Raw genomic sequence first — 21,556 nt, 5'->3', positions numbered from 1 at the left:
CTTAAGCGCGGGCTTTCTTCAGCTTGATGATCCCTATTTTATCCAACGTCCAGATAACCGGGTAGGTGGGGTCCACTTCCCACCATTTCACCCCGAAGTTCACGCGGTTAGGCAGTTTATGGTGATTGTTCTGGAACAGCTCGCCGCCGGTCAGGAAGTCAAAGAAAAGGGAATTCCTGGACTTGTCATGGTTGTCAAAGTTCTGGTAGCCGTATTTGTGTCCGCTCCAGTTCACAATGGCTCCGTGCAGCGGGCCCATCAAAAAGTGTAGCGGCAACAGCAGGTACATCCACCAGTGCGTGGCGAAGTTGATATAAAATACCACGTAGAATGTACCCCAAACCAAACGGGAAACCCAATGGTCGCCAATGCTTTCTACCAGCCGCCAAACCGGGTAATTGCCTTCAAAACGCATTTCGGGCTCCACACGGTTTTTGAGTACGTCATTGTAGATGTTCTTGGTCTTCCACATCATGGTGAAAGCGTTACTGGAGAAATGCGGAGAATGCGGGTCCCGGGGGGTGTCTGAGAAGGCGTGGTGCATACGGTGCAGAATGGCGTAGGCACGAGGCGACAAGAAAGACGAGCCCTGGCTGACGTAGGTGAAGAGGAAAAAGAACTTCTCCCAGAACGCATTCATGGTGAACATTTTGTGAGCGGCGTAGCGGTGCAGGTAAAACGTCTGCACAAACAGCGACAGGTACCAATGGGCTACAAAAAAGAGGATGATGATCATACGGGATGAATGCAAGTAATACTTTAAGCCAAACATATAGCAGGCACAATCAAAACAGTGCTGCCGTAAATAAGTTCACAAAGCTACAACGCAAGTAGCAAACGCTGCAAAGCCAGACCTGTAAAATGAAGAAAACTGATGAGAATCATTTTTATACTTGGCCCGGCAAGGCGGTATTAAGTTCTGAGTCTGGAGTTCTGAGTCCAGGGTCAAGAGGGGGTGCAAGGCGTTTAGTGGCTGTTTTTCTGAAAACAGCCGCTAAACAGGAAAACTATCCTTCGGCCACGCCGCCGTTTTGCTTTGAACAGAAGGGATGACAGGGAGAACCGTAGAGACAAAGCATGCCTTGGCTCTACCACGCATTGCTTTCGTTCCCCAACCTTAAAGAGATTGACAGAACCAGGCAACACAAAATCAAGGCTGAAAGGGTTGCCAGGCCGAAATGCGTGGGGGAGGGGCCTGAACGGTAACCCAGGTTTTAAGAACGGGGTGCTCAAACCCCAGCTCCCGCGCGTGCAGACAAATGCTTTTGTTGGGCATAGGCTCAGGAGCGCCATATCTAAGGTCTCCCAGGATGGGGCATTTAAGCGAGGCCAACTGTACCCTTATCTGGTGCGGTCTGCCAGTGACCGGTCTTACCTCAACCAGCGATTTCCCCCCGATGCTTTTTAACAAAGAATAGCTGAGTTCGGCGCGTTGGCTGCCGGGCTTTTCTGTGGTGAGGGCTTTGGTGGTGTTGCGTTCGGAGTCTTTGATAAGCCAATGCACCAGGGTTCCGCTTTCAGGCTGGGGAGTCCGTTGCGTGATGGCCCAATAGACTTTCTGCGTTTTGCGGGTTTTGAACTGCTCGTTCAGGCGGCTTAGGGCTTTGGAGGTCTTCGCCAGCAAGACCACGCCGCTCACCGGCCGGTCCAGCCGGTGTACCACGCCCATGAAAACGTTGCCCGGCTTCTGGTGCTTCTGTTTGATGTATTCTTTGGCCAGCTCAGAAAGCGGCACATCGCCCGTCTCATCGCCCTGCACCAACACCCCGCTCGGCTTGTTTACCACCAGAATATGGTTGTCTTCAAAGAGAACGTCAAGGTTTGGCATTGGGCTTATGGGGGTTAGTTGTCCGTTTCTAGTTGTCAGTTTCAATGTTGAAGTTTGCGTTTAGCGGTTCTTTTTCAGAAATAGGCCCCTAAACGGGTGTGCGTTCTGTGCTTTGGGGGTGAGGAGGCTATTAGTTAGTCTACGTCACAGCCCCAGCTCTTCTCAGCAGGAGCTTCTAACAACTGACAACTAACAACTAATACGCTTCTTCTTCGCTGGGGAAATTGAGGGATTTTACGTCCTGGATGTAGTTGCTGACGGCACCGGTGATAATCTCATGGAGTTCGGCGTAGCGGCGCAGGAAGCGGGGCTTGAACTCTTTGGTGATGCCCAGCAGGTCATGGATCACCAGCACCTGGCCGTCTACGTGCGGGCCGGCCCCAATCCCGATGATGGGGATCTCCAACTCATCGGCCACCCGTTTGGCTAGGGTAGACGGAATTTTCTCCAGCACAATGGCAAAGCAACCCAGTTCCTGCAGAAGGCGGGCATCAGAGAGAAGTTTCTCGGCCTCGGCTTCCTCTTTGGCGCGGACAGAGTAGGTGCCAAATTTATAGATAGATTGCGGCGTAAGGCCCAGATGACCCATGACCGGCACGCCGGCGCTCAGGATGCGGGTGACAGATTCCTTGATTTCCTCACCGCCTTCCAACTTCACGCCGTGGGCGCCAGATTCTTTCATAATCCGGATGGCGGAGCGCAGGGCTTCTGAGGAGTTTCCCTGGTAAGAGCCAAAAGGTAAGTCTACCACCACAAACGCGCGCTTTACGCCCCGCACTACCGAGGAAGCGTGATAGATCATCTGATCCAGGGTGATGGGCAGGGTAGTCTCATGCCCGGCCATCACGTTAGAGGCAGAATCCCCTACCAGTAGCACGTCTGTGCCGGCGGCATCCAGTAAGGTAGCCATGGAGAAATCATAGGCGGTGAGCATAGAGATTTTCTCGCCCCTCACTTTCATGCTTTGCAGCTGGTGGGTGGTCACAATTTTTACCTCGCGTTTCTGAACCGACATAATAGAATGGTGTATAGGTCTGGGGCAAAGGTAAGGAGCGGGAAATTAGGAAGCAGGAATTATAGCCTAGAATTTCTTGGCCCCAAACGCCTCTTTCTACTACGGCTAACAAGCGGTAGCCTCGTTTCTGGGCTATTTTCGCGAAAACAGCCCAGAAACAGAACGGCCATCTTTGGGCAGATGGCCGTTCTGATGTTAGCTTAATAAGGCCGTCCGGTGGCGCTGCCGCTGCGCCGGATGCGCAGGTCTTGCAGCAGGGCAGACTTGGCGTTGATGTTGATGGAATAACGCTGCAATACCCCAAACGGAACCCAGTCTATAGACATCTGCCAGCAGTGCAGATCACGGGTAATCCCGAGGTTGGTGTAGCTCAGAATCCGGTTCTTCAGGTCATAACTGGTGGTGTAGTTGACGGCCCATTTATCGGTAAGCGTCACCGAGCCATTGATTCCCGCCGAGGTAGCGTTGTTGATCAGCCGGTCGGTGAGGGCATCTCGGGTGAAGTTGGAGGTCAAGTCCACGGAGAGCGTCCAGGGGATGTTGAATTCCACGTAATCGGCGGCCGTGACGGTACGCTGGAGAGCGGGTAGATTGGTAGTGGGGGCAGCGCCAGATTCGGCTTGCTGCTTGCGGGCCTGCGGGTTGAACTCAAAACCGGTGTTAAAGTTCAGGTTCATCAGGCGTGCCAGCCTGAAGCCGCCTTCTTCTATCAGGTAGGCGTTTCTTCTGGTGCCGTTTACATACTGGTAAGGGTCAAAGCTTCCGGACAGGGTCACGCCCACGTTGTTAAACAGTCTGGTAGACAAGTTGACGTTGATGTTGGAGAGTTTGAAAGAGTCGGCGGCCATGTTGTAGGAGCCCGAGAAGTTGAAGGCGTCAATCAAGCTTACTTTCTTGAAAACACCCGCGCTATCGGTTTTTACTTTCATCTCTACGTTGTTGCTCACCGAGAAAGAGAGGGCGCTGCTTAAACCCGGGCCGGGCACGTTCCCTTCCAAGCCTTGGAACCTAGAAAGCAACTGGGTGTTTCCTAAGCTGTCACGCTGTACGCGCTGGTAAAAACCATATTCGGGCCGACCAAAGTCCGGACGCCAGCTGTAGGAGACGTTGGGGGTGATGGTGTGGCGGATGGCCTCAATCTTCTTGCCTTTGATCTGGGCAATGCCGTACAGGTTGGTGGAAAAGGAAACGCCCCCTTGGTACTGATAGGCGCGGTGCAGCCCTTTGAGCGTGTCTACCGCCAGTAAGTTTGACCCCGGAATGTTGCGGTACGTGTACTTCTTGGTAAACCAGCTCTCACTGTAGCTCACGCCCGGCGTCAGTTTGAAGTGCTTGAAAAGGCTGACCGTTCCCAGCGTGATGGGAATGTCATGGTTGATGCTGGTGCGGGCGTTCCTGAAAATCTGGGACAGGTTAGAACCATTGATGGCGATTATGGTGTCGCGGCCCAGGGCTCTGGAAAAGGGAAAGCCCAGGCCTGATCCGGCCGAGATATTATTGGTCACATATTGCCGCGCGTTCAGGTTATAGCCAATCCTGATGCCTTCAATCCAGCGGCCGGTGAGCGTGCCGCCAAACCACTCAATAGGGCTTTGGCTGGAAACCCCAAAGCTGAAGTCTGGCAAGGTAAAGCTCATTTGCTGCACCGGCACCATTTCTCCGGCTTCGTTGCGCTGGTTTCTGGTGGTCTGGCTCTGGGAGATGGTCACCCCGTAGTTGATAGGAGAGTTAGGGCTGCTTTTGCGGTAAGAAACCGTAGAGTTGAAAGCCGGCGACAACGCGTTCTGGGGGCTGGTGGAGTTGCGTTGGTTGTAAAACTGGCTACCGGCGTTCACGCTGGCCGAGAATTGCCCCTGGCCGGGGCGGGTAACGGGTTGGTGGCTCCAACTCACCCAAATGTCGCGGGAGTCGGTGCCGTAGTTGTACACCGCATCTGTGGTAAGGCCAGCCCCAATGGTTTCGCTGGCTTTAATGTAGGTATGGCTTAAAGAGAAGTTCCCGTTGAATTTGTACCGTTTGGTATAGGTAGACTGCACCCGGGCACCGTAACCTCCCAAAGAGAAGATATCGCCGGTGATGCGCATGTCCATGTACTCGTTCATGGCCCAGTAGAAACCGCCCTCGCGCAGGTAGAAGCCCTGCTGGTTAGACTCGCCAAACGTGGGAATAATGACCCCAGAACCTCTTTTACGCGGCGAAGGGAAAAACCCGAAAGGCAGCCCAATGGGCGTGGGCACATCGGCAAACACCAAGTGGAAGGGCCCGGCAATCACCCGGTCATTGGGAATCACCTTCATTTTGGTGGCTTTGATGTAAAAGTGCGGGTGCTCCAGGTCACAGGTGGTGTAGCGGGCGTGGCGGCCGTAAATACTGCCCAGGGAGTCACGTTTGATGGTCTCGGCGTGAATGTAGCCTTCGCCCTGCGTGGTGACGGCCCCCATGACGCGGCCTTTCTTGGTTTTGTAGTTGTAAGACATCCGCTCGGCCTGGTAGGTTTCGGCACCGTTCTTAAACAAAGGCTTGTTCTGCAGCACCCCGGCCGTATCTAAAATACCTTCGGCGTCAATGATATTGGTTTTCCAGTTGATTTGGATGTAGGCGGCGTCCAGGGCTACCTCGCCGTAGTCAATGTGGGCCTCGCCGTACAGGTGCATGATCTGGCTTACGGCGTCATACCTGATGGAATCTTTGGCCTTATAATTGATGGTGGTCTCAATATCACCGCGGGCCCTGGCGTTAGTAGTATCTGACGGAGCAACGGCAAGGGAATCTGGGCGGGGAGCAGAGTTGGCGCGGGCTGGGCGAACTTGCGCGTTTCCCTCCATCGCAGAAAAAAAGGCAATGCCTTGAAAAAGGGCAATTGCCAAAAACAGGAGGGATCTCTTCTGATTCAAGTAAATTTGTTGTTATTTTGTTAACTAGGACAAAGTTATTAACAATAGCTTTTAACTAACGCATCTTGTGAAAAATATTGTCTCGCTTACCGTTTTTGCTTTTTTACTCTTAAGTTCCTTCACCACCTTTGAGCGGAAGGAGGTGAAGATTAGAACAGTGGTCATTGATGCTGGCCACGGCGGAAAAGACACCGGCTGTAACGGCGCTTCTGCCCGGGAAAAGGATGTGGCCTTGAAAGTTGCCCTTAAGGTGGGGGATCTCATACAGGAAAACATACCAGATGTGAAAGTCATTTACACCCGCAAAGATGACCGCTTTGTAGAGTTGATTGACCGGGCCGGTATTGCCAACAAAAACCACGCAGACCTGTTTATCTCCATCCACTGCAACGCTGGCCCCAGCACCGCCTACGGCACAGAGACCTATACCATGGGGCAGCATAAGTCTAGCGGCAACCTGGCCGTGGCCAAGCGGGAGAACTCTGTTGTCTTGCAAGAGGAGAACTACGAGAAAAAGTACAATGGCTTTAACCCTAACTCCCCACAGAGCCACATTCTTTTCAGTTTATACCAGAGCGCTTACTTAGACAACAGCCTTCGGTTTGCCCAAAAGGTAGAGAAAGAATTCAAGACGAAGGTGGGCCGCTCCAGCCGCGGGGTGAAACAGGCGGGCTTTCTGGTGCTTTGGAAATCGGCCATGCCCAGCACGTTGATAGAGATTGGTTTCCTGACCAACCCCCAGGAAGAGAAGTTCCTCAACGATAAAACCAACCAAACGTATATGGCATCAGGTATCTACCGGGCTTTCAAAGAATACAAGCAAGAGCTTGAAGCCATGAACTAAAAATCTTACCCCTGTGAAATTTTCCAAAGAACTCAAAGTAGCGTTGCTGGGCATTGTGTCTTTGGCAGCACTCTACGTGGGCTTTCTATTCCTGAAAGGAAGTAATGTTTTCTCTACTACCAAAACCTACCATGTTATTTATGACTCAGTAGAAGGCCTGGCGGTCTCCAATCCTGTTATCATCAATGGCTTTAGAGTGGGGTTGGTGAAAAAAATGGTGCTAGACCAGAAGAAAGGCAACAAGATACTGGTCACGCTGGACATTGAGAAAGACATTGAAGTAGGGGACTCAACCGTAGCCATGCTGGTGAGCGCAGACTTCCTGGGCGGCAAGGCCATTGAACTGTACATGGGCCGCAATAACAAACGCTTTGAAGGCGGCGAATTCTTGATCCCGTTCGTTCGTAAAAGCATCACCGATGTGTTTACCCAGAAGGCGATGCCCGTGCTGGGAACCGTTGACTCTACCCTGCAGCGTTTGAACCAGTTTCTGGACAAAGACGCCAAAAACAGTATTCAGGCAATTCTACTCAACGCGCAGGTAACCTCAGAAACCGTGCGGGCCGTTACCCTGGCCAACCAGGGAAACATCAGCGAGATTACCGGCAACCTGGCCCAACTGACGGCCGCTTTACGCGGTACCGAGGCCAAGTTCAGCCGTTTGGCCAGCAACCTGAACAACATCACAGATACCATAGATGTGAATTCCATGAACAGCGCCATCAGAGGCCTGGATAGCACCATCGCGCAGGCGCAACTGACCATGAGCAAGCTGAACGAGAATACCGGCAGCCTGGGTAGACTGATGAACGATGACTCTTTGTACCGCAACCTCAACGGTTCCACCGAGAGCCTGAACGCGCTGCTCATGGACTTGAAAGCCAACCCTAAACGCTATGTGCATTTCTCCCTGCTGCAGATTGGCGGCGGCGGAAAGGCAGACAAAGCCTCTAAAGAGAAGGACGCCGCTAAACCCAACAATGCGGCTAACGCAGGAACTGCCAGTGCTTTAGATAAAAAGTAACCATTGCTTAAACCGCAGAAAAGCGTTTTGGGGCCGTTTTGCAGAAAGCGGGGCCAAAACGCTTTTTTGTTGGGTTCCGTAAAGGAGATGTAAATACCTAACAGGTGTTAGCCTTTTCTGGATTTTGCTATATTTGTACACCCCACTTGGGGCAATAACCCCTATAATCACCCGCTTCACAGATCTATGGATATAGAATTCAACAAGAACGAAGACAGCCTGAAACAGCTTTGCTTCCAGCTAAGATCCAGGCATAACAAAGTAGCCCTGGGCGGCGGCGAGAAAGCCATTGCCAAACAGCATGAGAAAGGCAAACTCACCGCCCGCGAACGCATCAAGTACCTGCTGGACGAGGATTCTGAGTTTCTGGAGATTGGCACCTTTGCCGGCGAAGGCATGTACCAGGAGTACGGCGGTTGCCCGGGTGGTGGTGTAGTGGCTGGCATTGGGTACGTGAAAGGACGGCAGTGCATGGTAGTGGCCAATGACGCCACCGTAAAGGCCGGGGCCTGGTTTCCCATCACGGCCAAGAAGAACCTGCGGGCGCAGGAAATTGCCCTGGAGAACCGTTTGCCGGTGATTTATCTGGTAGACAGCGCGGGCGTTTTCCTGCCCATGCAAGATGAGATTTTCCCCGACAAAGAGCACTTCGGGCGCATGTTCCGCAACAACGCCATCATGAGTTCTGAGGGCATTGTGCAGATCTCGGCCATTATGGGTTCCTGCGTGGCGGGGGGCGCGTACCTGCCCATCATGAGCGACGAGGCCATGATTGTGGAAGGCACCGGTTCCATCTTTCTGGCGGGCTCTTACCTGGTGAAAGCCGCCATTGGCGAGGCCATTGACAATGAAACCTTGGGCGGTGCGTCTACCCATTCTGAGATTTCCGGCGTGACGGATTACAAGTTCGAGACCGATCAGGAATGCCTGGAGCACATCCGGAACATTTTCGATAAAATGGGCGATAATCCCAAGGCGGGTTTCAATCGCGCGCCCTCGGCAGAGCCGAAATTAGACCCGAAGGAAATCTACGGTCTGCTGCCCCAAGACCGCGTGAAGCCCTATGACATGATGGAGATCATTCATAGGCTGGTAGATAATTCTGAGTTTGAGCCTTACAAAGACCTGTACGGGCAGAGCCTCATCTGCGGGCTGGCGCGCATTGATGGTTGGGCCGTGGGCATTGTGGCCAACCAACGCAAGATTGTGAAAAGCAAGAAAGGCGAGATGCAGATGGGCGGCGTGATCTACTCAGACTCTGCAGACAAAGCCGCCCGGTTCATCATGAACTGCAACCAGAAGAAAATCCCATTGGTGTTTCTGCAGGACGTAAGTGGGTTCATGGTGGGCAGCAAGGCTGAGCACGGCGGCATTATTAAAGACGGCGCCAAGTTGGTGAATGCCATGAGTAATTCTGTGGTGCCAAAGTTCACCGTCTTGATTGGCAACAGCTACGGCGCGGGCAATTACGCCATGTGCGGAAAGGCGTATGACCCACGGTTAATTTACGCCTGGCCCACGGCGCAACTGGCGGTAATGTCTGGGGCCTCGGCGGCCAAAACGTTGTTGCAGATTCAGGTCGCTTCCTTAAAAGCGAAAGGCGAGGAGATTACCCCAGAGGCCGAAAAAGAACTGCTGGACAAGATCACGGCCCGTTATAGCGAGCAACTCAGCCCCTACTACGCCGCCGCCCGCCTGTGGGTAGACGGCATTATAGATCCGCTGGAAACCCGCAAAGTCATTTCCATGGGCATTGAGGCCGCCAACCACGCACCCATCACCAAACCCTTCAACGTGGGCGTAATTCAAACTTGATTAGGAATTAGGAATTAGTTTTCACCTGCCCGCCTGAGCACAAAAAAGCAGGGGAGCGTTTCCGGGTTGTTTTTTGGAAAAGCCCCCAGAAACGCTTTTGCCCCGGTTCTCGTTCTTTGAAGGAGGAATCACAAAAGTGTAAGATGCATCGTTTCCTGAAGAGATTCGGCAGATTCCATTCTTAATTCCTAATTTTAAATTCTTAATTGAAAAAGGTTTGACCAATAAAGAAATAAAAGCGCTGATCTCGCTCCTGGACGACCAAGATCCGGAAGTGGTGGCGCACGTACACCAAAAGATTGTAGAGCTGGGCGATACCATCACGCCGTTTCTGGAGGAGGCCTGGGAAGAAAGCCTGGATCCTGAGCACCAGAAAAAGTTAGAGGACTTAATCCATGACCTGCAGTACGCCTCGCTGGAGAGCCGGCTGAAAACCTGGAAAGACGAAGGCGCCACCGATCTGCTGCGCGGCATGTGGCTGGTGAGCACCTACCAATACCCAGACGTCACGCTGGAGCAGTTAAAGCAAACCATTGCCGAACTCTTCTACGAAGCCTGGGTGAACGTGCGGCCCGAGATGCACCCTTTTGACCAGGTGAAAGCCCTCAACCACGTGCTTTTCAAGCTGCACAAGTTTTCGGCCAACACCAAGAACTTCCACGCGCCCGCCAACTCCATGATCAACCAGGTGCTGGAAAGCAAGCGCGGCAATCCGTTAACGCTCTGCGTGATCTACCTGGTTTTGGCGCAGAAACTGGGGCTGCCGGTGTATGGCGTAAACCTGCCCAACCTGTTCATCCTCACCTTTAAGAGTGAAGTGATTCCGCCGTTCTACATCAATGTGTACAACCGCGGCCTCATTCTCACCAAAGCCGATATTGACAATTACCTGCAGCAACTGGGGCTTAGTCCGGTAGAGATTTTCTATGAGCCCTGCGCGCCCATTGACATCGTACGGCGGGCCCTCCGGAACCTGTCGCTCTCCTACGAGAAACTGAACGACCCCGAGAAAGCCACCGAAATTGAGAAACTGATTGACGTGTTAGGCGATGAAACCACTCCCAAAGCCAACCAGGCAGAGGAAGAAGGCCTGGATGAAGGCGATTTTGAGGAGGGCTATGGCGAAGAGGACGAGGACGACCTGTAGCGTTTACGGGCTGTTTTCAGGAAACTGAGCCAGAAACAGAAACATATTTGATGGGAGGCCACTCTGCAATGAGTGGCTTCTTTGCGTGAATGCCTTTCGGTTTTCAGCCTGTTTTTGGGAAAATAGCCTTAGAGCTTGTTTAAAATTTGTCTTTCATGCTGCAAACGGCCATAGCAAGAACCTGCGTTCGCGCTTTTATCGCCTTCGTAGCGCTGCTACGAGGCTCCAAAACCACTTCCGCAGAACCTTACTCTTGCCGTTTTCGCTTACGAAGACCAAAATTTAAACAAGCTCTTAAAACAAGTTTCCACGGCAACGGTATATCCTTACCTTTAAGGCTCATACACAGCAATATGATACAGAAGAGTACCCGCTTAGACAATGTTTTCTATGAAATACGCGGCCCCATCTTTGAAAAAGCGGTAGATCTGGAAAAGCAGGGGTACCGGGTAACCCGCCTGAACATTGGCAATCCGGCCCCCTTCGGGTTTGAAGCCCCCGACGAGCTTGTGCATGACGTGATGGTGAACCTGCGCAACGGCCAGGGCTACACCGATTCTAAAGGACTGTTCGCCGCCCGCAAAGCCATCATGCACTACAGCCAAAGCAAAGGTCTCCAAGGCGTGCATGAAGACGACATAATCATTGGCAACGGAGTGAGCGAGCTTATCATGCTCAGCATGCAGGCGCTCCTGAACAGTGACGACGAAATTCTGATTCCTGCCCCAGATTATCCGCTCTGGACGGCCGCCGTGAACCTGTCTGGGGGCAAAGCCGTGCATTACCTCTGCGACGAAGCCTCCAACTGGTACCCAGACCTAGCCGACATGGAACGCAAAATCACGTCGCGCACCAAAGGCTTGGTCATCATCAACCCCAACAACCCCACCGGGGCCGTGTACCCCGCCCAGGTCTTACAGCAGATTGTGCAACTGGCCGAGCGGCACAAACTCATTGTGTTTTCAGACGAAATCTATGACAAGATCCTGTATGACGGCGTAGAACATTTTTCCACCGCTTCCTTTGCCGAGGATGTCCTCTGCCTCACGTTTAGCGGGCTCTCCAAAAACTACCTGGCCGCCGGTTTCAGGGCCGGTTGGATGGTCGCTTCGGGGAACAAAGCCATTGCCACTTCTTACCTGGAAGGCCTGAACGCCTTGGCCAGCATGCGGCTCTGCAGCAATGTGCCGTCGCAGTTCGCCATCCAGACCGCGTTGGGCGGCTACCAGAACATGACAGACCTAGTCTTACCTACCGGCAGGTTGCACAAGCAGCGCGAGGTATGTTATGAGAAACTCACCTCTATACCGGGCATTACCTGCGTGAAGCCGATGGGGGCTTTCTATATGTTTCCCAGAATAGACACCCAAAAGTTCAACATCCAATCAGACGAGAAACTGGTGCTGGATCTATTGATTGACCAACACGTATTGCTGGTGCAGGGAACCGGTTTCAACTGGCCGCAGCCAGACCATTTCAGGGTGGTGTACCTGCCCATGGTAGAGGAATTGGGCATCACCCTAGACAAACTGGCGCTGTTTCTGAAAGACTATGACGGTTCGGCTATTCTATAACCCCGCCTGCTCTGTAGTTCGTTTTAGCCCTGCTTTTTACTAATTGGATGAAAACCGGCTATTCCGCCTTCGCTCCTGAATTAATGCTCTTATTGATTGGTGCGCTCTGGAAGGAGATGGTGGAACGCCAGAACCCACCCCTACCCCTCCGAGGAGGGAATAAGCTTTTGCAGGAGATAGGAATGCGTGGTTGAGACAAGGCATGCCTGGTCTCAACGGTTCTCATCACCGCTTCCGTTTCTTTCCCCATTTCCAGTCTTCCCCGAGCGCGCCTCGCTTTTGGCCCTAGACAAACCTCCGCTAAGAGAGAAAGACTTCTCAGGCCGAAAGGGCAGTGCGAGAGGGGAAGACGGGGCCTCGCGGCCGTGAGCGCATATCGCCAAAGATGAAACAACACAGCACTTGCACCCACGAAACGAACGGACAAGCCAAGGGAACAGCATATTCCGTGCACCCACCAATCCCTCCTAAGAAGCCAATTCCAGGCAGAAGCCAAAGTGCAGAAAGGAACCAATAGAGATATAAGTTATCCACGCTGTTGGTTTTGTAAACCAAAGCCAGTATATTCTTGTGCAGGTATGATAATTCATAGATGGGAAACACGTTTACCAACACTATTGTCAGCAGACTTCTAGGGAGTATCTTGTTAGTTGGATCAATTCAACTGGTGCAAGGGCAAACTCCGCGCGCCCTTGCTTCAAACCCGGAAACGAGTAAACGGGCTCCTGTCCTGCGACAGCCAGCCCGTGGATTATCTGTCTCTACGGTGCGGGTGCAGGCAAAAGATGCAACCGCTTTCCGAAACTGGCTCAGGCTGGAAGTACCGGAAACAGCTACCGGTACTGGAAACACTCTTCTTCTCTCTAACCTATCTTCCCAAAAGTATGGGCTTTTAGCCCAGTGGCCGTTTGTAACCTTTATAGACGTGGGCGGCAGAGTTCCGCAGGAAGAGGCGCACTTACAGAACGCCGACCTCACGGTAAACAAGGTAGAGGCGGTGCACCTGCGGTACCCGGATTTACACGGGAAGAACCTGGCGGTGTCTGTAAAAGAGAACCCGTTTGATGTAACCGACATTGATTTCAAAGGGCGGGTAGGCGCGTCTTCCCAACCTGTAAAGACAGCTACTCCGCACGCTACCAGTATGGCAACCTTAGTGGCCGGCGGCGGAAATTCATCGCCCAACGGGCGCGGCGTGGCCTGGCAAAGCCAACTCATTACCTCAGATTTTTCCCGTTTGTTACCAGATGAAACTTCTTTGCTGAAGTCCCAGAAAGTCTCGGTGCAGAACCATGCGTATGGGGTAGGAGTAGAGAATTATTACGGTTTGGAAAGCCAGGCTTATGATGCTCAGGTTTTGGACTACCCCGAGCTGCTGCACGTGTTCTCTTCCGGCAATTCGGGAACCCAAACATCCGCTCTAGGTTCTTACGCAGGCATTTCCGGCTTCGCTAACCTCACGGGGCAGTTCAAAGTTTCTAAAAATACGCTCAGCGTTGGGGCCGTAGATACGTCTGGCTTGGTCAGCCCCATGAGTTCCCGGGGGCCCACGTTTGACGGCAGAATCAAACCGGAAGTAGTGGCGTATGGTGAATCCGGTTCCTCTGAGGCCTCGGCGGTGGTGTCTGGGGTGGCGCTGCTTTTGCAGCAGGTGTACCAAGGGCAGCACAATGGCACGCTGCCCTCGGCGGCGTTGGTGAAAGCTGCTCTCATTAACAGTGCCGATGAGAAAGGACGGCCGGAAGTAGACTATGAAGCCGGTTTCGGGAATGTAGATGCGCTGGGGGCAGTGCAGTCATTGGCAGAGAGAAGGTACTTTACCGGAAGCCTCGCCCAAGGCGAAGTGCAGACGTTTCCCATTTCGGTGCCAGTTGGTGCTGCTAAAGTAAAAGTCACGCTGGCCTGGCATGATGTCGCTGCGGAACCCACCAACCCAATAGCATTGGTTAATGACCTGGATTTGTCGCTAGTGAAATCTGCTAACTTGCAGCAATGGTTGCCCTGGGGGCTGAGTGCCTATCCGCATAGAGACTCTTTGTCTCTCCCGGCCCGCCGGAAGGTAGACCGGGTAAATAATGTGGAGCAAGTGAGCCTTGCGCTGCCATCTGCTGGCGACTACCAGATACAGGTTGCGGGGTACAAACTAGCTTCCGCCACTCAGGCTTTCAGTGTAGTATATGAGTTTGAAGAACCGTTCACGTGGGGGTATCCTACCAAAGCGAGTATCTTGAAAAGTGGTCAGGTGAATAGATTGCGCTGGCAGGTTTCTCCGGTTACTAGTACCACAACTGCCCGCCTGGAGTACCGGTGGGCCGGACAGGAGTGGCAACTGCTCAACCAAAACGTGGCACTGCAGGCCCAGAGAGCAGATTGGTTTGCGCCTGACTCTGCAGGAAAGGCGCAGGTGAGATTGGTGACTTCTACCGGTGAGGTGCTGGTGTCTGAGGAGTTCTATGTAAGCCCCGTCCTGTCTTTGCAGGTGGGGTACCACTGCGGAGAAGAAGTGCTGCTGCTCTGGCCCCAGGCAAAAGGCGTGACAGAATATGAGGTTTTCAGGTTAGGGGAAAAGTATCTGGAACCCGTTGCCAGGGTACAGGATACGCTCCTGGTGTTGTCCAAAAGCCAGAACCCGGCCCTCCATTATGCGGTTGCTCCCGTAATAGCCGGGCAGGCGGGCCTCAGAAGCTTCACCGTGAATTATACCGAACAAGACGTGCAGTGTTACATCAGGCAGTTTCTGGCCCGCCAGCAGGTGACAGATTCTGTGCTGCTGGATGTGGAACTGAGCACCCTCTATGGTTTAACCAGTATTGCGTTGGAGAAGCGCGAGAAAGGCTCTTTCCAATTGGTGCAAGCGCTTTGGCCTCAAGCCCAGACCAGTTTTACCGTGGCAGATATAACCCCAACGCCGGGCAGAAATGAGTATAGGTTGAAATTAGAGGCTGAAAATGGAGCAGTATATTACAGTGAAATAGAAGCGGTGTTCTACACTCCGCAAGACTTTGTTCAGGTATTTCCTAATCCAGCTATAGCAGGGGAAGATGTGCAGATTGTTGCGCTGGAAGATAAATTAACGCGCATTCAGATACTGGATCATACCGGTAGGCTTGTGAGGGAAATACAGCAGGACGGTGCTTTAAAATCAATCACAACAGCCGGACTAAAAGCCGGGGTGTATTTTCTGAAACTGTTGGATGATTCTGGATATAAATTCTGTAGGGTAGTGCTATTGTAGCATTCTTTTAAATTTAATTACACAGAAATAGCCGCTGTGAAAACAGCGGCTATTTCTGTGTAATTAAACCCTGCTGGGGAAATTAATAAAGGTATCTAAGCGCCGTGCGGTCGTTTGAGTTAAACGGACGGTTTTGGCCGGTGCCAACGCAAGCCAACATCCAGGAAGTGGCATCGGCGGTAGTTGGCGTACCCGGGATGTGAACGGCGCCTACGGTGCTGGCTCCTTCATTGGTATACGCACCGCCGCAGCTATAGCTTCTGTCCATGTAGTCTGTATGGCGGAAACCAATGCAGTGGCCAATCTCGTGCGCCAGAATAGTCGCCAAGTAGTTGGTGCCCGGGTTAGAGCCTAAGTAGGTAGAGTTGACCAGCACTTTATTGTACGGGTTTCCGCCAGACGGGAAGCCCGCCGAAGCCAAATACGTAGCATTGGTAGGCGATTTGGACAATAAGATGTTATAACCAGAGGAAACCCGTTGGAATTTAATCAACAGGCCTTCGGCGTTATAACGGCGTATTGCCTCATCCAAGGCAGTGACGTAGGCAGTAGGCAGGGTAGAGGAAATGGCTACTTTGATGGTGCGGCCTGTGCCAACGCTAACCAGGTTGTTGGTGCGGTACTGCTCTGTTTCACCTACCCGCAGGAACTTCTGATCGTGCTGGCTGTTCAGTTGTTCGTCGGTCAGGAAGATGTCTCCCTCTACCAGGTAACCACCGTCTACCACCTGCACATCTGTGGTGCCGAAGCCCATTTCATAGATATGCTGTAATGTGTCTTTTGAAATGGCGGCTTTTTCCACCACTTCTTCTTCGTTCACTGAACACGCGGTGCCGCCTAATAATAAAGCGCACACAAAGAGTTTGATGCTGTACTTCTTTTTCATACTGCTTATTGGGGGTTAGTTAATGAATGGGGCTATTCTATGTATAAAAAATAATTGGTGCAAGCAACTTAGCTGTAAATTGTAAAATAAATTTATTTAAAAAGTGTCTTAATAAAGTTCTGAAAAAGGTTTTGTGTTTAAGTAATAAGTTATATAAAACAATTAATTATTTTGCAATTAAATGTATGGACACTAATCACTTGGTGCTGCCTGTTTGATGTTTTTTATTCATGTATATAAAAGGTTTAAATCAGGCTTTGCTCTGGGGTAACATAGCTAAATGCAGAGGGATTTAAGGATTGTTCAACACAGAGACGGAATTACTTTATACTCCATTATCCTCCTGGAAAGATCTTGTGGGGGAACAGGAAAGTAAAACAAACTATTTTGTCTGCAGGCTTATTTGTGAAGCTGTTTAGAGTTTTCATTAACCGGCATTTAAAACAATTCCGTTGGGGCAAGCATCCGTTTAACCTCTTGTTTTGAGCTACTTTTATAAAAACAGGCCAAAAACAAGAGGTTTAGCTGTACACTGCCGCATGCAGATGCTTGTACCGTCGTTTTCAGGCTAGTTTTATAAGAACAGGCCAGAAACTCTAAACAGCTTCTGTTGGTAAATGACAGCAGTACTTGTTTGGGTGTGTTAGTAAAAGAGGTTCTTGGGAAGTAAAAGAGGTTCCTAGATACCTGTTGAAATATGAAGGCGGAACAAGTGCGAGTTGGTTTCAAAGCAACTGCTGAAAGCACTGGTTCTGCTTAAAACCTGAAAGGCTGCCAATGGCAGCCTTTCAGGGGGAAGGAAAAGTGTATCCAGAGAAGAGACCTTCTCATTGGCGGGTGCCCTAGTTAGGCACGTACTGTAAGAAACTCAGGTTCTCTTCGCGCAGCATATCATTGGCCATCTCCAGCAGGTCATTGGCCTGTACTTTCCTGATTTGCCCGAAGATGTCGTTCAAACCTTCTATGGTGTTCATGTCCAGAATGCTTTTGCCCATCATCATCATAAAGCCCATGTTGCTTTCTTCGGCCATGGCCAATTGGCCCATCAGTTGCTCTTTGGCCGTGTGCAGTTGCACCGAGCCCATCGGTTTTTCGCGCAGCAGTTTCAGCTCTTTCAGCACCAGGCCAATAGTCCGTTTCAGTTGCTTTTTCTCCGTTCCGAAGTAAATCCCGAACAAGCCGGTGTCTATGTAGGTAGCGTAGTTCGCGTCAATGGTGTACACCAAACCGTGCTTCTCGCGCACCGCCAGATTCAGCCTTGAGTTCATGCCGGGGCCGCCCAGAATGTTCACCAGCATAAAGAACGTGAGGCGGCGCGGGTCTGAGAGCGGGTAGGCAGGGCAACCAATCACGCAGTGCGCCTGCTGAATGGCTTTCTCCACCACCAACGTTTGCGGCTGGTAGGTGCTGAAAAGGAGCCGCTCACGGGGCTGGGTCTTGCTTTGCAGGTGGCCCAGGTATTTCTCGGCCAGCTTCACCACGCGCTCAAGGGGCCAGTTGCTCACTGAACAGAACACCAACTTATCTGTGCTGAGGTTGCGGTCAATAAAGGCCTGGAAGTTCTCGCGGGTGAAACCGCTCACGCTTTCGCGGGTACCCAGAATGTTGTAGCCCAGCGGGTGGTTCTGGAACACCACGGCGTCAAACTCATCAATGATGGCATCTTCGGGCGTGTCCAGGTACATGGCCATTTCCTCCAGAATCACGCCGCGCTCTTTCTCAATCTCTTTGGCGGGAAAGGTGGAGTTGAAGGTGATATCAGTGAGCAGTTCAAACGCTTTCTCAAAGTGGTTTTCCAGCACCGAGGCGTAAAAGCTGATTTTCTCTTTGGTGGTGTAGGCGTTCAGTTCGCCGCCCACGCTCTCCAGCCGGTTGAGGATGTGGAAGGACTTGCGTTTCTGGGTTCCTTTGAAGGCCATGTGCTCCCAGAAATGGGCCAGGCCTTGCTCGTGGGGCAGTTCGTCGCGCGAGCCGATGTCCATCATAAAGCCGCAGTGCGCGATTTTAGTGTGGGGAACCTGCTTGTGCAGCACTCTTATGCCGTTGGAAAGGGTATGGATATGGTAATCAGGTAATTTTATCAATTTCTGGTGTGCGTTTACAAGTAGAACACTTTTGCGCCGCAAGGCGTGCATTAAAAGTAGATGCAGTCTGCAAAGGTACGGAGGATTGGCGTGAAAAGGTGAAATTTTGAGGTTCCGCGTCCGCAATTTTACCTGCTGGTGCTTCTTCCGGTTTCTCTGCTGTTTTTTGAAAACAAGGCTAAAACGGAAACGCGGTTTCTGGGCAGAATATGGACGAAGGCAGGTGCCGCCCAGCTTTAGGAAAGTAAGTTCTTTTGCCGCATAGGGTAATCCTTGCTTTTAGATGTCTTTTCCAAAAAGACCCCAAAAATGACCAAGACAGATACGCCAGCCTTTTGCCTAAGCAGTGTTTCTCCCGCCGCGTATGCAGAGATCGCAGCCGTATGGGAAGCCTCTGGGCGGGCCACGCACCACTTCATCACCGAAGCCGAGCTCCAGTTCTACCGTCCTTTGCTTCAGCAGGAATACCTGTGGCTCATGGAGTTGACCTGCGCCCGAGATGCCCAAGGAAAGGTGCTAGGCTTTTCCGGCACAGCCGATGGGAAGTTAGAGATGCTGTTCCTGCACCCATCTGCCCGCGGCAGAGGCATAGGCAAAAGTTTGCTGCAACACGCCATCCGGCACCAACGGGTCGCCAAAGTAGACGTCAACGAAGAAAACGAAATGGCCCTGGGTTTTTACCAGCACCTCGGCTTTAAAGTAATCAGCCATTCGCCCTTAGATAGCATGGGAATGCCGCATCCTATCCTGCACCTGGGGTTAGCCAAAGATTGATCCGGCCGCTACTGCTTTTTAGACTAGGCTGTTTTTAGGCTGTTTTTGTAAAAACAGGCAGAAAACCCTACATAGCTTCTCTGGTAATATTATTGTAGCAACACCTGCTCATACACCTGGTGCAAAGCCGGAATAGTAACCTGTGGGCGGAAGGTTTGGGCGTGGTCTAAGCCTTGTTTCACCATCTGTTTCTGGAGGTCTGGGCTGCTTAACACTTCCAGAATAGCCTGGGCCAGGGCATCGGCGTGGGCAGGGGAGACGTAGCGGGTTGCCGGGCCGCCGGCCTCAGAGAAGCAGGAGCCGGTAGACGTGATCACGGGAACGCCGCTGTTCAAGGCTTCCACAATAGGTATCCCGAAGCCCTCAAAAATGGACGGGTACACAAACAGGGTGGCTAACTGATAGATGATGGGCAGTTCCTGAAACGGGATGTACGGCAGAAACAACACCTTTTTCTCCAGCGAATGCTGCTGGATAAAGGCCTGCATCTCTTTATAATACTCGGTTTTGCGGCCAATGAAGACCAGGGGAATAGGCGTTCCGGCGGCATGCCAGCCTTTTAGTAAGTGCAACTGGTTTTTACGGCGCTCCAGCGTGCCCACGCACAGGATAAACTGTTCGGGTAACCCATGCTTCTGCCGAACGGCGTTTTGGGCCTCTTTTCCGGAAATCTGCTGGAAAACAGGGTCACAGTCCTGGTACACCACCTGCACTTTCTCCCGCCCTACGCCGAAGAATTCCTCCAGGTCTTGCGCGGTCTGTTCACTGATGGCAATGATCTGGTGGGCGGCGTCACAGGCATCTTTGAATTTCTTGCGGTAGATGTAGCGATCAATGGTAGGGTACAGTTCCGGAAAGCGCAGGAAAATGAGGTCATGGATGGTGACTACCAGTTTGGTTCGGCTCCGGTCAAGTCCATAGGGCAGTTCATTGCTGAGCCCGTGGTACACCTGTACCCCGTGTCTGGGCAAAGCCGCCCGTAACCCGAAGGTTCGCCACAAAGAGGAAAACCGCTTGCCAATGCCACTGGGCTGTATGGTTTGCGTGGCGGCCACCGATGGGAAAAAAGCCTTAAACAAGTCATTCTGGCGGGGCGTGAACAAGGCATACTGATCCTGGGGGAAATGGGTCATCATGCCCGAGATGACAAAGCGGCTGTAATTGCCTAGGCCCGAGGTATTGGTGAAAGCGCGCTTGGCGTCGTATCCTATCTTCATATCAAGACCGCAATATTAACATTCTCCCGGCACAAGTGTAAGGCGCAGAGAGCGCATGCCCTGAAAAGTATACGCTAAGTTCTTAGAAAGGCATCTGTAGAAGGGAAAAGCACGAAGACAGAGGTGCTATAAAGTTTTAAATAAAGATAAGCTGAGTGTGTCTTTTGGCCTCATGCGGCATCTTTTCACTTCGAGGCTGTTTAGAGTTTATCCTTTTCTCCTGGCGCAAGCGTTCGCACGCATTCCTGATCTGCAATGCGTGCGGACATAAGCGGAGGATATACGTTAAAATAGATTTTGAGAGGAACGCTGGACAGGTTCTTCGTGAACCAGGATTCCTGCAAGGAGGCACTGCTCACCCCAAACCAAATCAATCTTTGAGGGTGAGCTGAATGCTTGAAAAGTAAGTTCTGAGATACTTGAGAAGGGCGGAAATAAATACCAGCACCCCAATCATCTCCAGTGATTCCTCCAGCGTCACGCAAGCCATGTAAGCAAGACTATGCCTGCCATGCTCCACGTGTTCCAGAAAATATCCACCCGGCATCTCCATGCCCACAGAGCCCATGAAAAAGATGCCGCCGGCGGCAAGAAACCTGATGAGAAAGGGGCGGGGCAGGTGCAGTAGGAACCTGTAATAAAGAAGGCCAAGAAAAAGTACGAAGGCGGTGCCCGGCACTATCCAGGCAAACCTGAAAACACCAGAAAACGCATACATGGCTCGCAGCGGATCTATTAGCCTCTCATGAAGGCTCACCGCTTCATCTACTGAAAGCACAAAGAATACGGCTGCCAGCAAAAGCCAATGCAGGGCATATGGGTCTTTCCTACTTCTTTTAAGCGTTGAAATAGCCAACAGAAGCAAAGAGGACACCAGCAGGATGAAAGAGTTGTAATAAGAAGGAAGATTGCTCTCGGTATCAAAATAGAGCATGGTATTGTCATGGAGGTCGCTGCCGGTTTGGTAGCCGTATATTACAATTATATTGAGGGACAATAATGCAAAGAATGCCAATAATAGAGCTATAATAAGCTTAGAAGTTTGTACAAATCCTATATTGCCATACCTGTTCTTGTGGAGGTGGGAGGCCTCGTGAGTTATTCTTCTCAAAGAAAACAAGCGGCGTTTTTCTGTTAAGTTGTTCACTTTCATGTGTTTGTGAATTGGCCAAATGTGGACTTGACTTAACATTAAGGTAACATACAAGGTTGTGAATAC

15 protein-coding genes are annotated in these 21,556 nt (G+C 51.6%); 7 read left to right on the top strand and 8 right to left on the bottom strand.

What is annotated here, in order from left to right; genetic code table 11:
- Window position 1: 1 nt before the first annotated feature.
- The 4 genes from HHO50_RS02545 to HHO50_RS02530 all read right to left on the bottom strand — a co-directional run bounded on the left by HHO50_RS02545 (window position 2) and on the right by HHO50_RS02530 (window position 5,668).
- Window positions 2-736 (bottom strand): acyl-CoA desaturase, encoded by a 735-nt coding sequence (locus HHO50_RS02545; RefSeq protein ID WP_181304432.1) that lies wholly within the window; start codon window positions 734-736, stop codon window positions 2-4.
- Between the two features lie 414 nt (window positions 737-1,150).
- A complete protein-coding gene (locus tag HHO50_RS02540) occupies window positions 1,151-1,828 on the bottom strand; it encodes an RluA family pseudouridine synthase (RefSeq protein ID WP_181304431.1) in 678 nt (225 codons plus the stop codon).
- Window positions 1,829-2,024: 196 nt separating this feature from the next.
- Window positions 2,025-2,843: a 3-methyl-2-oxobutanoate hydroxymethyltransferase gene (gene panB / locus HHO50_RS02535; RefSeq protein WP_181304430.1), complete on the bottom strand. Its 819-nt coding sequence runs from the start codon at window positions 2,841-2,843 to the stop codon at window positions 2,025-2,027.
- 200 nt (window positions 2,844-3,043) lie between these two features.
- Window positions 3,044-5,668 carry a putative LPS assembly protein LptD gene (locus HHO50_RS02530; RefSeq protein ID WP_181304429.1) on the bottom strand — a complete coding sequence of 875 codons (2,625 nt, stop codon included), beginning with the start codon at window positions 5,666-5,668 and terminating at the stop codon, window positions 3,044-3,046.
- A gap of 136 nt (window positions 5,669-5,804) precedes the next feature.
- On the opposite strand from HHO50_RS02530, the gene HHO50_RS02525 reads away from it, so the two are divergent.
- From HHO50_RS02525 to HHO50_RS02500, 6 genes are all read left to right on the top strand, one after another.
- Window positions 5,805-6,581, top strand: coding sequence for an N-acetylmuramoyl-L-alanine amidase (locus HHO50_RS02525; RefSeq protein ID WP_181304428.1), 777 nt, complete (start codon window positions 5,805-5,807; stop codon window positions 6,579-6,581).
- Between the two features lie 13 nt (window positions 6,582-6,594).
- A complete protein-coding gene (locus HHO50_RS02520; RefSeq protein ID WP_181304427.1) occupies window positions 6,595-7,605 on the top strand; it encodes an MlaD family protein in 1,011 nt (336 codons plus the stop codon).
- A 186-nt stretch (window positions 7,606-7,791) separates the two neighbouring features.
- Window positions 7,792-9,420, top strand: coding sequence for an acyl-CoA carboxylase subunit beta (locus tag HHO50_RS02515; RefSeq protein ID WP_181304426.1), 1,629 nt, complete (start codon window positions 7,792-7,794; stop codon window positions 9,418-9,420).
- A 217-nt stretch (window positions 9,421-9,637) separates the two neighbouring features.
- Window positions 9,638-10,567 carry a transglutaminase-like domain-containing protein gene (locus HHO50_RS02510; protein WP_181304425.1) on the top strand — a complete coding sequence of 310 codons (930 nt, stop codon included), beginning with the start codon at window positions 9,638-9,640 and terminating at the stop codon, window positions 10,565-10,567.
- A gap of 353 nt (window positions 10,568-10,920) precedes the next feature.
- Window positions 10,921-12,141 (top strand): pyridoxal phosphate-dependent aminotransferase, encoded by a 1,221-nt coding sequence (locus HHO50_RS02505; protein WP_181304424.1) that lies wholly within the window; start codon window positions 10,921-10,923, stop codon window positions 12,139-12,141.
- 643 nt (window positions 12,142-12,784) lie between these two features.
- Window positions 12,785-15,376, top strand: a complete 2,592-nt coding sequence (locus HHO50_RS02500) for a S8 family serine peptidase (protein ID WP_181304423.1) — start codon at window positions 12,785-12,787, stop codon at window positions 15,374-15,376.
- 82 nt (window positions 15,377-15,458) lie between these two features.
- Here HHO50_RS02500 and HHO50_RS02495 read toward each other — a convergent pair whose 3' ends face one another.
- Both HHO50_RS02495 and HHO50_RS02490 read right to left on the bottom strand, forming a co-directional pair.
- The gene (locus tag HHO50_RS02495) at window positions 15,459-16,262 is read right to left on the bottom strand and encodes a M57 family metalloprotease (protein WP_181304422.1); all 804 of its coding nucleotides are present in this window, start codon (window positions 16,260-16,262) and stop codon (window positions 15,459-15,461) included.
- 842 nt (window positions 16,263-17,104) lie between these two features.
- Entirely contained in the window at window positions 17,105-18,346 is a 1,242-nt protein-coding gene (locus HHO50_RS02490; protein WP_255478555.1) for a pitrilysin family protein, read from the bottom strand.
- 309 nt (window positions 18,347-18,655) lie between these two features.
- Here HHO50_RS02490 and HHO50_RS02485 point away from each other — a divergent pair, with 309 nt between their 5' ends.
- Entirely contained in the window at window positions 18,656-19,120 is a 465-nt protein-coding gene (locus HHO50_RS02485; RefSeq protein WP_181304420.1) for a GNAT family N-acetyltransferase, read from the top strand.
- 89 nt (window positions 19,121-19,209) lie between these two features.
- Here HHO50_RS02485 and HHO50_RS02480 read toward each other — a convergent pair whose 3' ends face one another.
- Both HHO50_RS02480 and HHO50_RS02475 read right to left on the bottom strand, forming a co-directional pair.
- Entirely contained in the window at window positions 19,210-20,337 is a 1,128-nt protein-coding gene (locus tag HHO50_RS02480; protein ID WP_181304419.1) for a glycosyltransferase family 1 protein, read from the bottom strand.
- A 370-nt stretch (window positions 20,338-20,707) separates the two neighbouring features.
- On the bottom strand, window positions 20,708-21,490 hold the full coding sequence (locus HHO50_RS02475; protein ID WP_181304418.1) for a hypothetical protein: 783 nt from the start codon (window positions 21,488-21,490) through the stop codon (window positions 20,708-20,710).
- Window positions 21,491-21,556: the final 66 nt, after the last annotated feature.

It is taken from the genome of Rufibacter sp. XAAS-G3-1, assembly GCF_013623775.1.
GTDB lineage: Bacteria > Bacteroidota > Bacteroidia > Cytophagales > Hymenobacteraceae > Nibribacter.
This window is presented reverse-complemented; position numbering and strand designations above follow the sequence as displayed.

What these genes read in the sequence shown, in the direction of transcription:
- HHO50_RS02545 (WP_181304432.1), bottom strand. Translation starts at nt 736, where the DNA reads ATGATCATCATCCTCTTTTTTGTAGCCCATTGGTACCTGTCGCTGTTT.
- HHO50_RS02540 (WP_181304431.1), bottom strand. Translation starts at nt 1,828, where the DNA reads ATGCCAAACCTTGACGTTCTCTTTGAAGACAACCATATTCTGGTGGTA.
- panB (WP_181304430.1), bottom strand. Translation starts at nt 2,843, where the DNA reads ATGTCGGTTCAGAAACGCGAGGTAAAAATTGTGACCACCCACCAGCTG.
- HHO50_RS02530 (WP_181304429.1), bottom strand. Translation starts at nt 5,668, where the DNA reads ATGGAGGGAAACGCGCAAGTTCGCCCAGCCCGCGCCAACTCTGCTCCC.
- HHO50_RS02515 (WP_181304426.1), top strand. Translation starts at nt 7,792, where the DNA reads ATGGATATAGAATTCAACAAGAACGAAGACAGCCTGAAACAGCTTTGC.
- HHO50_RS02505 (WP_181304424.1), top strand. Translation starts at nt 10,921, where the DNA reads ATGATACAGAAGAGTACCCGCTTAGACAATGTTTTCTATGAAATACGC.
- HHO50_RS02495 (WP_181304422.1), bottom strand. Translation starts at nt 16,262, where the DNA reads ATGAAAAAGAAGTACAGCATCAAACTCTTTGTGTGCGCTTTATTATTA.
- HHO50_RS02485 (WP_181304420.1), top strand. Translation starts at nt 18,656, where the DNA reads ATGACCAAGACAGATACGCCAGCCTTTTGCCTAAGCAGTGTTTCTCCC.
- HHO50_RS02480 (WP_181304419.1), bottom strand. Translation starts at nt 20,337, where the DNA reads ATGAAGATAGGATACGACGCCAAGCGCGCTTTCACCAATACCTCGGGC.
- HHO50_RS02475 (WP_181304418.1), bottom strand. Translation starts at nt 21,490, where the DNA reads ATGAAAGTGAACAACTTAACAGAAAAACGCCGCTTGTTTTCTTTGAGA.